At 60.7% G+C, this 15,052-nt stretch carries 7 protein-coding genes; all 7 read right to left on the bottom strand.

Annotation, left to right across the window (positions count from 1 at the left end; translation table 11 throughout):
• Positions 1-314 precede the first annotated feature (314 nt).
• The 7 genes from A3K89_RS21430 to A3K89_RS21400 are packed head-to-tail and all read right to left on the bottom strand — an operon-like array spanning position 315 to position 14,966.
• Entirely contained in the window at positions 315-1,094 is a 780-nt protein-coding gene (locus tag A3K89_RS21430; RefSeq protein WP_068430402.1) for a GIY-YIG nuclease family protein, read from the bottom strand.
• 55 nt (positions 1,095-1,149) lie between these two features.
• The gene (locus A3K89_RS21425) at positions 1,150-4,350 is read right to left on the bottom strand and encodes a helicase-related protein (protein WP_068430400.1); all 3,201 of its coding nucleotides are present in this window, start codon (positions 4,348-4,350) and stop codon (positions 1,150-1,152) included.
• A complete protein-coding gene (locus A3K89_RS21420; RefSeq protein ID WP_068430397.1) occupies positions 4,343-6,127 on the bottom strand; it encodes a phospholipase D family protein in 1,785 nt (594 codons plus the stop codon). The genes A3K89_RS21425 and A3K89_RS21420 overlap by 8 nt, the downstream gene beginning before the upstream one ends.
• Complete coding sequence (locus tag A3K89_RS21415; RefSeq protein ID WP_068430394.1) at positions 6,114-7,259, bottom strand: DUF6361 family protein; 1,146 nt, start codon at positions 7,257-7,259, stop codon at positions 6,114-6,116. The genes A3K89_RS21420 and A3K89_RS21415 overlap by 14 nt, the downstream gene beginning before the upstream one ends.
• Positions 7,260-7,288: 29 nt before the next feature.
• Positions 7,289-7,963, bottom strand: coding sequence for a hypothetical protein (locus tag A3K89_RS21410; protein ID WP_068430391.1), 675 nt, complete (start codon positions 7,961-7,963; stop codon positions 7,289-7,291).
• Positions 7,960-9,633: a sigma factor-like helix-turn-helix DNA-binding protein gene (locus tag A3K89_RS21405; protein WP_157105406.1), complete on the bottom strand. Its 1,674-nt coding sequence runs from the start codon at positions 9,631-9,633 to the stop codon at positions 7,960-7,962. The genes A3K89_RS21410 and A3K89_RS21405 overlap by 4 nt, the downstream gene beginning before the upstream one ends.
• Positions 9,630-14,966 carry an AAA domain-containing protein gene (locus A3K89_RS21400; protein ID WP_084423966.1) on the bottom strand — a complete coding sequence of 1,779 codons (5,337 nt, stop codon included), beginning with the start codon at positions 14,964-14,966 and terminating at the stop codon, positions 9,630-9,632. The genes A3K89_RS21405 and A3K89_RS21400 overlap by 4 nt, the downstream gene beginning before the upstream one ends.
• Positions 14,967-15,052: the final 86 nt, after the last annotated feature.

Here is a 15,052-nt window from a genome sequence, read left to right as displayed (position 1 = left end):
CGGCGGATCGATCTGAAGGAGTCTATGCTACGTGCGACCCTGGCTGGACGCTCGACAGGCACGCCATAACGAAGTTTCTGGATCTTCGTCATACGCCCAACCATCCGAGCTGTGTCACATTCGCAGTCGCCTTATTGCAACTCCGCCTCTCGGTCCAGCCGCCCAACGAGTCGGATAGTTCGCGTATTTCTACAGATACAAGCAGACTATCTACCGTCGAACTGAAAATCGCGGATAACTCCGGAATTCACAAAAAATGCTGACGGCATGGAGGAATTCACTAAGCGAAGGGCTTTCGAATTTTAGCTGCTCATCTACAAGTCGCCCGCCTCATAGTCATTGACAACAATCTGCGTGAGTGACCGCGTACGCGCAATGCGATCCAGAAATCGAGTCGACGTAAGGAACCACTCGGTTCCGCCGCGAAGAGATCGACTTCGATCATGGTTGGCGTCGTCGAGCCAACCATGAAAGTCCTTCTCTACCTCAGCGGATTGCCCGGGGTCGACCTGATACACCCGAAGGAGTATCGGATCCTCGGGGAGCGCCGTGATCCTCGTTTGGCCAGATACCCGCGCGAACGTGTCTCGCTCCGATCGACCGACCTTCAGGAGCGTTCGACCAGAATCGACATCGAACGGATAACGCAGGTAATGCGGGAGCGTGTACACGTATATCCCTGGAATATTTTGACGCTCAACAACATCCGTCTGGTTGCGGGCGTTCTCGTCCTCGATCGATCTGGCGACCGAGTCCTCAGAACGCAACTGCAGCCGGCTTTGTAGATCGTCGAGATACTGTTGCGCTTCTGCCGAGAGTTCAGTCCGTTTCAACCAAGTGCGGACACGGCTCGCGATTTGGCCAGCGATGGTTGTACTCGACGGCATCTCACCGTCCAGCAGCGCTGACAGTATCGCGCGATAGTTGGACACGAACCCGCTCGTAGCTACGCCAAGCGCTTCAGCTATTTCCGCTGGCGACTTGTTCTCGCGGGTGAGTTTGTAGACGTCACCCAGTCTGGTCTCGTCTCGTTCCAATAAGGCGGCTATTTCCGCGCGAACACTGCCATTGTCGATACCTTCGGTGCCGTCCACCACTATTCATTCCTCCTGTGAATACTCGGCTCTCCGCACTTACGCACTACGGTCCTCACGGCCTGAGGTCAATACGCCACGAATCCGCCTGTTCATCAGTAACCCCGGACGACTGCAATAATTCGAGCAGGTCCCCTTGCCTCGGCTGCCCGAACGTCAGTCGGTACAGTGCTACCCGCTCCCGAGTCCTGTTGAGTCTGTTCGTATCCACGCTCAGTTGATAAGGCAACACGTCGCGAACGACCTTGTGTGGCCCTGGGTAGATCCAGTCCGGAGCCAGACCGGCGATCTCGGCGTTCGGAGCATCCTGCGCCGCCAACCGGTACGCCTCGCGCCACGGGTTGTCCGCCGCCAACATCGCTGAACTATGCCTATCTGCGATGTTTCGTCGAACAGCGTGCCCACGGAACCTGTTGACGCGGCCGTCTCGCTGCTCGAAATCGACCGGACTGCCTGGCACATTCCAGTGGACCAGGTTGTGGCACCAAGGGTGAAAGTCGATCCCCTCCTGGCCAACGCTCGTGGACACCAGCACAAACGGCCAGAACGGCGAATTGAAGGCTTCGCGTATCTCGCCGGGCCGCGCCGACTCCTCCTCTTGCCGCGCGTCGCCGTACCGCAGCGCGAAGCGGCACGAGAAGTCGATGTCGTTACCCTTCTGCAGCGGATCCTTCGCCTTGTAGACGGCGGGCTTCAGCTTGAGCACACTCGCTGCATGCCAGGCGAAGGCAATGAGCTTCTCATCGTCGAAATCGCTATTGCCTTCCACCTGAACGAGATGGAAGAGGTGCTCGTCGAGCACCGCCTGAAGGTTGCCATCGGCGCAGTACCGCAGGACCCGCTGCCAGTAGGAGGATTCTTCCGCGTACAAGTGGTCGAGAATCAGCGCGGACTCCCATCTGTTGAACAGAGTCCGCAGCCCGGAGGCCAGAATCGCTGCAGCTCGCCACTGCCCACCGACCGTCACACGCGACGTGTCAACTGATAACCGTCCAAACGCGCGCCACGCGCAGTTCGCAGGTGAGTGCATGGCTAGACGAGCGGTTAAAGTCGTCAGTTCGGCCGGGATTCGCGAGAGATCCAGCGAATCGCGCCGTCGATGAGCTTCGACCGCCGCCTGCACGTACTCATCGATGACAGTCGACTGATCGGATCTGTCGTCATCACTCTCGACGCCCGTATCAGCCCCACGCCCGGCAATGGCGTCGGCTGCGCTCAGTTTTGCGACCTTGCCGCTGAGCGCCTCATCCAGCTTGGAGTCGCTGAGTGCGAGCGGCCATTGCCAGACCAAGGAGGCGACCTCGCTGGCCCCTGTCTCTCGAGCACCCGGCGGAAGGCTGGAGGACAGTTCTGCCGCGATACGTGACACTGCAAACTCTGGGTCGAACGGACGTCCCGCAGCGCCGGCACGACGCAGCGGGTCAGCCATGTCTGCCAGGCCCGGCATCGGGAAAAACGGCAGGAAACCAGCCATTGCAGTCAGCTGGTCACCTCGGCGACGAAACTGCAATCGTTGCGACACATTCTCGTGTGAAGCGGTAACAGCGCGTCCGGTCTCGACTCCTGACCGCGCGATTCTGCGACTTGCGTCGTGGCTCAGCAGGGACGCGACCGCGGTCGGGGTTGCCGTCCACTGAGAGAACACAAGCTTCTTGGTTACTCGAGACGCCCTCTCATCCGCGTACGGCCCTGCTGGCTTCAGATATGGGAGGGACGCGGGCAACCACAGCAGCTTCTGCCAGTCCTGACCCGTCGTCTGGTCCATGAGAACCTCGAGACGCGGATTCGACACAGTCATCGGCTGAAAGTCGTCGACGACAGTGGGATCGAGCCGATCCAGCGACTCCACCAACTCCCGAACGTCCTTGTCACCGATCTTCTCCGCGACACGACGACCGAGCTGGTAGCTGTCCAGGAAGTGCGCGAGCTCCGGAACCGATTTCCAGACGTCCATCGAGAACCTGGCATCCACCCTCTGCGCGAGCTCAGCGAAAGTCTTGTACTGCTGCACGGCTGCCGCAGAGATCGGCGGAGATGCGGTTCGCCGCTCCTCGACCATCGACTCGTTGAGACGCGGAGGTCTTTCCGTTCGGCACATCAACGTCAAAAGCTCCGTGCGAATTCGGTCCCGCAGCTCTCCCGGCTCTTGGCGGTTCTTCACCGCTTGCCGGTACTCTTCCAGCAGCTTCGCTATCACACGGGAGCCCTCACCACTGGTTCCCTGCGCCAGGAAATCGAGCACCCCGAGGAACTGGGACTGATGGGTCCCGTCACCGTCAGACCCGTCGTCGATCGGTTTGTAGGGCGTCGCAGAGAGGAGCAATACCTTCGCGTGGCGATAGTTGAACAGGTCGTGCGCGAGCTCGCTCACAGGACTGTCGACGTCGAGAAGCTCTGTAAATCGCTGAAACTCGTCGAGGATGACGAGGTCCGGTTCGAGTGCCTCGACACCGGCACGCGACAGCACCCTCCTGAGATCACCGATCACCGCTGCCGACGCGGCATACCCACCTGGCACCGCCGGTTTGCCCGCAGTCCTATCGACCAGGTCGTGAAAGCTCTCTAGCACTGTGCTGCCGTCCGGTCCTGGCTCCGAGACTTGACGCAGGAATGTCGAGACGATGTCCTCGTCCAACATCAAGACGGCTTTGCCCGGCGATGCTCCCAGCGAAAATTCCAGATCGGCGACGCGTTGCTTGAATCTGTCGAGGCTCGACACAGTGCCCTGCAGTACCCGATACGCCGCGGTCTTCATCGCACCCGTGAGCTGCAGGTGGTCGGCCAAAATAACGAAAAGCAGAGCGCGTTCTCGCGCGGTACCGGACCGCCATCCCTTGTCAGCGAAGGACGTCTTAGGCGTGAGCGACACAAGGTTGATCGGTTTACCCGCAATTCCCGGCGCTGATTTCAACGCTTCGGTGGACGTCGCCAACAGGCTCAACCGCGTCGACATCGTCACTTTATTGCCGAGGATGTCGAGACGTTGAATATTCTGTCTCGCGACATCCGTATTCGAACAGATGTAGATGACGTCGATCCGCTCGACGTCCGGCTCGTTCTGCAACGCTTCGATCGCCCGCGCCACTACGCCCCGTGCGACCATAGTTTTACCCAACCCCGTCTCGTCAGCAACGAGGAATCGGGTGCCGGATTTTTGTCCGTAGAGCACATCGGACACGTGATCGACCGTTGCCCGCTGAAACGGACGTAACTGGGACAGATGGGGTTCCGCGTCGAATCGTTCCATATCAGCCATTGATTGCCATACCTTCCTCGACTGCGTGGTAGACGGCCGACCACAGCTCTCGGAACCCCTCTGGCAGAACACCGTTCGGGTCATCTTGACTGATGATGCTTGTCACTACACCGGCCAAATGCTCCAAGACTTGCTCGTTCGACGTCGACACTCTGAGCATCTGTTCGAAGAGCCCGTTCTCCAACACGTTCCAGCGGCCGCTCGCATCGAATTCGCCGGCCTCGTCACCATCACTGTCGACAGCGACGCTTGGCGCCCCGAAGGCCAGCAAGAGGGCGAGGAAGCGGCGGAATGCGTCTGGTGTGCTGATCTCGCTCGTCACGATCGAGCTCATACGGGCATCGACGTCGTTGATCAGCTCCGCCATCAACACGGCCGAGCTTCGACGTCCGTCTTCGTCGCTGACGGTCAGCACGAAAAACGCCGTCACGTCCGACAGCCTCAAACCAGCGAAGTTACAGTCGATCGCACCGGTGGAGTCCACTGCCGCCGACGTGGCCTTGTCCGAAAGAAGCGAGATTGTCAGCGACAATCCTTGTGCGATCGAGATCGATTCCGCACTGGTGACGTGAAGAGCGTAGTTGTCTTCGTCCCCGCTCAGTTCGGCCCTCAGCTGTATCGAGAAAATCAACTGTCGAAGCTGTTGGTCGAGTGCAAACTGCGGATCGTCGCTCGGTTCGTTGACGGATTCGATGGTCGTCAACTGCAGGATCGACCCGAATCCCCCCTTGCCGAGAAGCGCGTCAACTCCGAAAATCCCTGTCTTACCAGCCAGCTCGACCAAGACCTCGATGTTCCCACCGAACGCATTGTCCGTGGCATTCGCCGACCCGATGAAAAGGTGTGCTCTTCGGTCTCGTTCGACGCAGAACAATTTGGCATGCAGACCCGCCAGGGTGGGACCACCTGTGGACTCTTGATCGTCTGCGGGAATGCCAGCAGTCGGCGATAGCACGAACGGATCGGTTATCCATGGAACCATGTCATCGGACAATGCGTCGAACGATTCCTGACGCGACACGACCGACACTGGCCCTCGGGCGTACTCTGCCAAAGCTGTCAGACCGCCGTCTGTGAGAAACGGCGACACCACGAGGTGCTTGTAGCCGGAGAAGTCCGGCTCGGGAGCCCGCGAACCCCGGACGCCGAAGACATGAAACGTCAGATCGGTTGCGCCTGTGGGTAGATCCCAGCGGACCCTTCGGAGCTCCTCTGCTAGGGCGGCAATGCGCACCGCGCGGTTCTCCTCGAGGTTCGGCTGAACCGAGGTCGTGAGGTATCGCAGCAGGTCGACGATGGGCTTGTTCTTGGCACTCGGACCGTTCTCGAGAACCCCGTCGAGCGTGATAGCGACGTCCCATGACCGTGATCGAGAAAGGTTGCGGCTCAGGACCAATAGTCGAAAGACAATCTCTCCGGTCGCCTCCGACTCGTACCGCGCCACCCACAACTTGGGGTGGAACAGATACTTCGGGGAATGCTGAACTGCGTGGAGCGCGGGTTCCAACAAGGTGTGAAGACGTGAGCGGTTGGTAGGTACTGCGATCATCCCACGCTGATGGAACACATCGATCTTGTCGATGCTTGCTTGGACGGCGGCAATGGTTTCCAAGGGGTCCGCCGACGCCGCAGAGGCACTGCGTGAAAGGGCCAGGGACGGCAGTAGCGCGCTGTCGAGATCCAAAGTGTAGGTCGTACCGACAACATGCGATACGACGTGCCCCTGCGGCGGCTCGAGACGGTCCAGCAGGGTGACCCTACTATCAGGCGGCAGCACGATCGAGACCCTCCTTGATGTCGCCCACCAGCGTCTGCACGGTAGACCACCGGTAGATCAGACGGCCGGCGCCCGAAGCCCCGGACCATTCCTTCAGCAGCCGGGCATTGTTGAGCCGAGATTGCTCGCCCTTGTTGGCTCTCTCACGGTCGGCGATCAACCCGCGGAGATCCTTCGACCGTGCTGGGTCGTACGCTGCACCCGACCGCACGGCGGTGAGCCAAGAATCGACAAACATCCTCGTGGGCAGCGGAATTGGAGTGTTTCGACCAGCATTAACCCCAGCCCAAAACGCGGAGACATCCCATTCTCCGACCACACGCGCCTCGGCCGACAATTCGTTTGCCCAGTCATCCAACGCCTCACGGTACTGCTCGACGCGACTCACGTCGCCGGGTGTGACGGTTTGCTCGTGCTTCTCAGCCAACAACAAGTTGTACAGCAGCCCCGCGCCGTTGATAGTGAGGGAGAACAACCGCGCGTGCTCCACCAGTCGACGCAACTCGTCGGGAGCCTTGTGCAGTGCTGGGTGGTCCCACGGCCTTGCAATTGCAGTTACATCATCGTCCAGCCCATCTCGCACCAAGTGCGCCAAGTATGAGGTCGGTGCCGCAGTCAGGATTCGTTCCTGAAGCCAGCTCGCCTCGGAGTGACTCAGATCGAAACCAGAGTCGACGCGCGAAGGGAACCCGACTGGAGCATCGAGGCTTATGTTCCACGTCGAGCTCTGCGGACCATCGAGTCGGATGCCAAGCCTCTTTAGCGCCGCCCAATACAGATTCGACGGCAACGTGTTGACGCTGGCACCCGCGACTCGCCCGATCAATCCGTTGGTGTGATCGGCTTTTCGCATTGTTTCGATGAATCTACGCTCCGCGTCCCGCGCTTTAGTGCGGGCCATGGTTCCCGAATGTTTCTTCGTGGCTTCCGCGTAGATCCAGGGCACAAACAGGAAGTACTTCGCCCGTGTATGCACGGTGGAGGTGGCCGGAAAAAGTGTGTCTGAGAGAGTATCTCGAATTTGACCGATGCCAATGTCATCTAGCGTCCCCGAATCGGAGAACAGCTTGACGAGTTCTCGCATCCGCCGCTCCTCGTCAGGCGAGGTATCCAGCCACGCTATATCCGACACGAGCGTTCCTTTCTGTGGCAATGGTCGATCTACAGTGTCCGCGCGACGTCGGCCGCTTTTCGGGTAGCTTTGATGACTCCCTGACCGAAGAACAGATTGCCACCCGCGCCGATCGCGGCACCAATGCCGAATGGCGCTGCACGACCGAGAACCAAGATCCCCTGGCGGGTGCCGAACTTGGTTACGAAGTTGACCCCAAGTACCCGATTGATTGACCGGATGGTCGACAGCGGAACATTCTTCGCGAGCAATGTTCCCAGGTGGGATCCCGTGCGACCAGCAGCTTTTCCGGCAAAGGTCGACCCGCCCCCACCAACGAGCACCGTAAGCACAATCGCCTTCTGATGCTCCAGATCTCTTATTCCTACTCCATGTATCTTCAGGACAGAGAGAATGTGACCCGACGCAGCGGTCATGAACCACGACACGTCTCCACCAGTCATTGCTAGCGCTGCAGCGGTGCCCACACCCGGAACTGCTGCTGCTCCGCCGGTTGCCGCTCCAGTGGCTGTCACAGACGAAAGAAACGTCGTTTCCAGTTTCTTGACCAGCTGGTCGGCGGTGGCTTCAGGGTGACGTTCGTAGAGCCGGTCCACGCGCGCATCCACCAACTTGTTCGCTGCCACCAGGGCTTTGTCGAACAGCGCCATTGTCTTTGACACATCAGACTTCTCGGTCATCTCGATCTCGGATTGCGAGGTCATTGCTGGAAGTTCCTATTCCCCAGGCGAAGCTTCTGGATTGCATTCTTATCTACCTGACTAACCCGTCCCGCCGTTACGCCCACACGTGCAGCAATCTGCGGGTACGTGCGAGGAGGATCGCCGTCGAGTCCGTAGCGGGCAATGACGATCTCCACCTCACGCTCCTCGAGAACGGCAAGGCTGCGCAGTACTGCGTCGAGCTCGTCCATAGTCGGGGTTGCTTCCGCGCGCCGCAGCAACTCTCGGATCTCTTCCGATCCTCGGTCGCCCCTGTCGGACTCAGTCGACGGTCCGTCGTCGACCATCCGGAACGCGAGCTCCTCCAACGACCGATCGTCGCGCACGCCCGCTTCGACGGACCTACGTGCGGGTTGAGCCTGTAGCCATTCGGCAAGCTGCGCGACCGCGCCTAGAACATCTCTCGTGACCACCTCGGTAGCCGATGATGTCAGCTCGTCCAGGTAGGTTCCTCGGCCACCTGCCTTCGGATCTTCGACCGTGTCCTCCATGTACAGCACGACAACCTGCGTCGGTGTCGTTGGCCCCAGACTGCCGACGACGCGGCCCATCCGGTGCAACATCGAACGCCGACTACGGCTCGACGCTACGAGCACGGCCGTCGACGCGTCAGGGATGTCAGTCATCGCGTCGAGGTGTGATGGCATGGTAAGCACGCTCATTACTCCGCGGTCGAACGTCGTCTGGAGCTCGCGCCGATCTCCGGCTTCCAGGTCGAGCGAGAAAGGTGCAGCCAGAAGACCCTCTTCCAACAACGCCTCTGCGCACCTGCTGGCAAACCCTTTCGATTCGGTGAACACCAATGTGTGTCCGGCAGGCTGGACACGATGCGCAATTTCCCTCAGCGCGAATGTCTTTCCAATGCATTCGTCCAACGAGTCGCGCCGCTCACTCACCGATGTGAGATACCTTCTCGCCGTCTGAGTTCCGGCGTCGGACGACGGGCCGTCTGCCAGCCGTAGGACATCCAGTTCGAAGTTGTCCTCGCTGTTGAGTCTGCACCGATACCGGCGGGCCAGTTCCGCACGAGCGCGTTTCGCGGCGTCGTCGTGCTTGCTGTAGCGCTTGGCTTCCTCTGCCTTGAACGGGACGCCAACCAGTAGGACTCGGTACGGCGCAAGGTGTCCGTCCCGTTGTGCGCGGGGGTAGTCACACGCGACGAAGGCATCACCCAGCGCTCGGGCCAGCGACGAGGAGATCGAGCCGACACCGTAGCGCGCCAAACCCAACGTCTGTCGAAACTGACAGGCCACGAGACTCGCGACAACCGACTCCCGCAACATATGTGCATCGTCGACAATCAGCAAGTCAGCGACTCGCCTGCTACCAGGAAACAGGTGGTTGATCGAATCGGCCTTCGCAACAGTCACATTCGCGTGACCATCCGACGCTGCTCCGACGACGTGCACTCGAGCCTTCGGCACCGCACTCTCGATGGCTCGCTTCCACCGGGCGACCGCATCCGCATCCCGTACGAGAACGAGTGCGCTACTCCCCTGCTCGACCGCGGACGAGATCGCGGTGATACCGACCTCGTCCTTCCCCGCTCCGCGGACCGCCTCGATGATTCCGCGCCGACCGTTCCTCTGCCACTGCATGAGCGCCTCGGCCTGCCACTGCCGCAGCGGTCGCACTGTTCGCGTCGCGCTCATCGGTGCCGGTTCTTCACCCACACCGACGCGGTCCCATCCGTCTGCCGAACGAGCTTCTGCTCCTGCTCCAGCTCTTCGAGTACCGACTGAACTTCAGCGGGGCTGTAGCCGGTCACGCGGCAGGCCCTCGCGATGTTGAGCTTCTGACCCGAGTCCCACGCTGCTGCGACCAGAAGCTGCTTCGCGACAGCGTTATTCGGCTTCGGAACCTCCGGCGCAGTAGATATCCGCGGCCCTGCGCTGCTCGGCTCTGCAACAGCGATTTCTTCGGATGCGGGACGCACTATCCCGTAGCTGTCGCCTTGCTGCTCGAGCAAGCCCTCAACGACAAGGCCTCGACCGACACCGCGGACGATGACTTTGTCCACACCGAGATGGTCGGCAACTTCGGTTGCCGATACTTGCGACTTCTGAGCCCTGTCGAGCAGTTCCTGTCGAATGTCCTTTCGCGAGACGACAGTGCGCTTCGGCTCGGGTGCTGGGGTACTTGTCTTCGCCGTCGGCTTTTTGGCTTCCGTCGTGGACGAACGCAGCGTGTATCGCACAGCACTACCGGTCGATTGAGCCTGAGCACGTCCAGTCAGCACCAGTTCATTCAGCAGGTCGTCGAGCGCTCCTGGTGATAGACGCAGAGCTTGCTCGAGATCAGTCTGTGTTGCACTTGCCGAATCGAGCGACCGCAGAACTGCCGACCTCAGATCAACCGCTGGTACACGGTCCTCGTTCTGCATAGGCTGCGCCGCGGGCTCGGCGGTCCGCGTTGTACGGGATGCCCTCTGGACTACGGTTCGGGGACTCGCAGCGGCTGCGCGTTCGAACACAGCCCGGTTTACGTCGACCGGCACCGCCACAGGTGCGAGAGAGAGTGCTTCTTCCTCTGCAACCTCTTCCGCGATCGATTCGTCTGCGGTCAACGCAACCGGAGCCCACGTCGATTGCGGCTCACCTGCTACCGGTGCGGCAACGGTATACGGCGAGATCCCCAGTTGATCGAGCGTGTCCCACAGGGAAGCAAGCGCAGCCGTTTGATCGAGGTAATACTCGGACTCACGGACGCGCCAGAACGTCCATCCGACCCGCTTGATTTCCTGTTCTCGTTCCAGGTCGGCTCGAACCTGGTCAGGCGTCGAATGCCAAGCATCACCGTCACATTCGACGGCCAGCCGTGAAGCGCCACCGGTGACGACCAGATCGAGTCGGCGGTTGTTGACCTCGACCTGTGGATTCACGTGATAACCGCGAGCGACGATGTCGTTGAACACACGCTGCTCGAAGAGGCTGTCGAATGGGGCTTGGCGGACGTCCCGGCTGACGTTCTCCGGCATAGCCGCCGCTGGGGCCGGGGACGTCGAGCTGACGTAGGTCAAAAGGGATTTGCGAAGGTCGGTCGACTTCAGCCGGTCGGGTGTCACGGAGTGAAAGAGCCACAACTGGTCCTGGGCACGTGACGCCGCGACATTGAACCGCCGCTGAAACTCGTTCTTCGTCAATGATGCGAAGTTCTGTTCCGGCGCAACAACCATCGACAACATGACGACATGCCGCTCGTCGCCCTGGAAGTCTGGCGGAGTACCGACCCGCAGCCGTCGCTCCTCCCAGACCTCGGTGCTGATTCTCTGCAACAGCAGATTCTGAATGACGTCGGCTTGCGCCTGCCCCTGCAGCACGACAACACCGAAGGTCTTGCCCTCGTAGGCAGGGTCGTCGAAGCATTCGATCATCTGGCCGACGAGCGCCTCCGCCTCGGCCTCGTTCCGCAGTGTGGCGCTCTTCCCGACTTTGAAGGCGCCTTCGACGTAGGTGTGAGCCAGAGGCGGGAGACGATCCGCACCGAATTGACGCACCGGAATCAACGGGGAGTCGCGGTAAAACTGGTTGCTCGACCAGTTGATGATCTCGGGCATGCACCGGAAGTGCTCGCGTAGCCGAACGACCTGTCCAAACCTGGTGCGCAGCATAGAAAACAGACTCGATCTCGGCGTCAGAGTCGTCCGTACGTGCTCAGGAAGGTCGTGCAGATAGAGGTCGAGACGTTCGAAGATCGCGTCGAGCGCGCCGCTGGATACTTCGCTTGGCGTGCACTGCTTGTCGTCGCCGACCACGATCACGCGGGGAGCCAACCACAGCAAGAACAAACTGGTGATGTCGGCCTGGCTGGCTTCGTCGACGATGACAACATCGAACGTGTTCGGCTTCGCAGGAATAGAATCGAGGACCTGTTGCAGCGGCATCACCCATGCCGGCACTGCACTCTGCGCGTCGAGCATTGCCGAACGTGCTGCACTGCTGTACTTTTCGGCGTACTTTCCGGTTCCCATGCCGAGATTTGCGATGTGGTCGCGGTACGTCTGCAACGCCTGGACTTCGCTTGCTGTCATTCGCTTCAGCGAATCCCGCCACGCGCTCGCCGCTGCAAGCTGAGAGGTCAGCTGGGCGATGTCGGCGTCGATTGCGTTCAGCTCTGCGTCGAGTTCCTGCTCTCGGCCTGTTCGGTGCTGATCGACTACCCATTCTTGCGCACGACGCCACGCCCATGCCTTGTCGAGTCCGAAACCGATACCGTCCCACTGCTCGTCCCCCGCAGTGCTGCGGACGAGTCTCGCGAGGGCTGGTGCAGATTTCGCCAGCGTCGATTCGAGCTCGGTGAGTCGAAGCTGATTCGCTGTTTCGGTGCACGCCAAGACGTACAGATCGACTGCAGTTGCCAGTACGTCTGTGTCGGCCGCCTGCAATGCCCGGACGAGGGCGTCGCCTTCGGGTGACGGCGCGCGGTCGAACTCGAAGGCCACTGCCCGCACGAGTGTGTCAAGTTCTGCCCGCGCATCCTCGACGTCTGCTCGCGTCGCGATTGCGCCGGCAGCACCCGCTATCGACGACGCTTCGGCCAGTGACCGCACGCGAGGGTGTGTCGGTGAGATCGTCCTTAGCTGATCGACGAGTTCGTCTCGCGCAGCGACGACTGCGCGCAGTTGTTTTAATGCCCGCATGGTGGATTGCAGGGCGTTGACCTGGAATCCACGCGAGCCATCCGTGACCACTGGTATCTGCAGATCAGCGAGAAGCAGTGCGGCAGCGCGGATTGCATCGAGAGTTCTCGCATGTTCCGCGACCGCTCGAACCGTCGCAGCATTCGTGGCGGGTGCCCCGTCGACGGTCGCAACGATTCCAGACTGTTCGAAGGCTTTCTGCTGATCACTCTTGAAAAATCGGCCCGGCTTCCACTCGGTGCCGGATTCGAGTGCCGACGCCAAGTTGTCGAGGATCCCGAGCGCTTGCGCTGAAGTGTCCGAACAGTGGATATCGCGATGCGCTACAAACGAATCCGCACGTACGGCTGCATCGAGAATCACCGGGAGATTCGAGACCCGTGCCCAGAGATAATCGGAGTCGCCGGACATCACGCCGTCAGCAAGCTGTTGGAAATGCGGCGCCAGCTGACGGACGTCGTCGACGCGTCCGCTCAACGACTCACACAGCTCACGCACTCGCTGGGCAGTAATCGGGTCGACGCCGCTCAAACTTTGAATGAGCTGGGCAGACTCCGCGCCGTCCGTCGCAACCTCGGTATTGACCCTTGCGAACAGCTTCTCCAGAGCCTGCCGGTCAGGCAGAAGACTGTCGGTAGACGGAAGCAGGCGAGCAGGCCGGTCCACCTGGGTTGGCGATGCAGACCTGATCAACCCACGCAACTCGTCGATTTCACTACCCGTGAGGGGTGGCTCGTTCACGAGCAGCGGCCCTGGGAGCCAAGCGAATTCGTCCTCGTGCGCCTTGACTTCTTTGACGATCGCCGCGGTCGTGCCCGCATACCCGACTGCTACGGGCGGGTGCTGGTACGTTTCTGCTTCGCGAAGTGACCTGATGCGTTCGAGGACCGTCGAACGAGTCTGCCGCGCCTTCTGGCGTCGAGCAGCAAGGTCGTTGATTCGCTGCTCTTCGGTCCGCTCGTTGAAGGACGACTTGCGTTCGGCAATCGTGGCGACGCTCTTGTTCAGCTCATGCGATCCGCCGCGCGCCAGGTCGGTGATCGAGACACAGAGTTCTTGCATCTCTTCAGGCAGCTTGTCACGCAAAACCCTGAGCGCTTGCGACTTCTCACTGGTGACGAGGACTCGTTGCCCACGAGCGAGCAGAGCCGACACCAGGTTCGCAATGGTGTGGGTCTTGCCGGTCCCCGGCGGGCCCTCGACGACAACACCGCTGTCCCTGCCCAAGCGTTCCAGAATTTGCGACTGTTCCGCGTTGGCCGGTAGTGGGAACAGCGGATCATCCGCAAGCGTCGACGACGCAGCTGCACCCAGTCGCTCGAGCCAGTCGAGTCGGTCGTCAGGCTCGATGGCTTCGACCAGCTGTGCCAGACCGAGCGGAACCGGCGAGTCGTCGCCATCCACGTCGGCGATCATCTTCTCGTAGTAATCGACCAACGCGAATGCCCCGCGCTTACGGAGAATCAAAGCGGGCGACGGAGTGAGGGTCCGGTTCGCTGTCGACGCAGGTTGCTCGACAAGCTCGTTCACGTCGATCGTCTGGCCGAGCGCGCGAGGCGCCCACTCCTTCAGGAACTGGAGAATGCCCACGCTCAAGGGAGACGTCGCATGCTCCCGCAGAAGTTCTTGCAGCCCTAGCGACCCGGATGAATCGAATTCCTCACGGCCTGTGAGTAACTGAGTGTCTTCGAGTCGTGGTGAACTCAGCGGCGTCAGCTTGACCACGAGGTCGCCGGTCGCTTCCTCTCGTTCCACGCTTGCGCTTTGCGTGACGAGGTGCGTTCGGACAGCTTCTTTCGGGTCTGCTCCACTCAGAGTGAGCAGTCCCGACGCCAGTACAAGCTCGATGGACTCCGGGCGAGCAGCAAGCTCCTGCATCATCATCTGAAGTGCCATATGAAGCTCGGCCTGCGGTCTGCGCACCCGGTCGGACGCGGCCCACGCTTGCCACTGAGTCGACCACGCGGCGAACTCGCGACGGACGGACGCAGCCTCGACGGAATCCCGAAGCACCGTGCCGTATCCGACAACGGGGCCCTCGTCGGCGAGCGCGATCGGCGCTGTTCGATTGTTCGCGACATCGGCTGGGTTCAACCAGCCGGAAAGAGCTGCCGGCACTGCCGGAGGATCGTCGAGGCTGACGCGCGGCGCGCGGACAGCGATTCCACCTTGCTCCACCGACGCATCGATCTGCGTGACGCGGTCGTCACGAAACAGCCATTCGACCTGAGCGTGTTCTTGCACCCGTAGTACGGGGCTGGTGCGAGACTTCACGATCTCCCGAAGGAACTGCATCAAGCGCTTGACGCGCCCCTTGAGCTCTGCATCGTGTTCTCGACTAGCCAACGCCCACTCCAAGTACCCAAGCCACAGGACGACGTCTTCGTCCCTGCCGACAATGTATCGGTTGAGTCGGACACATGTTTTGCAAG

It is taken from the genome of Rhodococcoides kyotonense, assembly GCF_001645385.1.
Lineage (GTDB): Bacteria > Actinomycetota > Actinomycetes > Mycobacteriales > Mycobacteriaceae > Rhodococcoides > Rhodococcoides kyotonensis_B.
Note: the sequence above shows the minus strand (reverse complement) of the source record. Positions and strands in the feature narration are given on the sequence as shown.

Excerpts from the sequence above, each read along its gene's own strand:
- A3K89_RS21425 (WP_068430400.1), bottom strand. The coding sequence starts at position 4,350 with ATGGCTGATATGGAACGATTCGACGCGGAACCCCATCTGTCCCAGTTA.
- A3K89_RS21410 (WP_068430391.1), bottom strand. The coding sequence starts at position 7,963 with ATGACCTCGCAATCCGAGATCGAGATGACCGAGAAGTCTGATGTGTCA.
- A3K89_RS21405 (WP_157105406.1), bottom strand. The coding sequence starts at position 9,633 with ATGAGCGCGACGCGAACAGTGCGACCGCTGCGGCAGTGGCAGGCCGAG.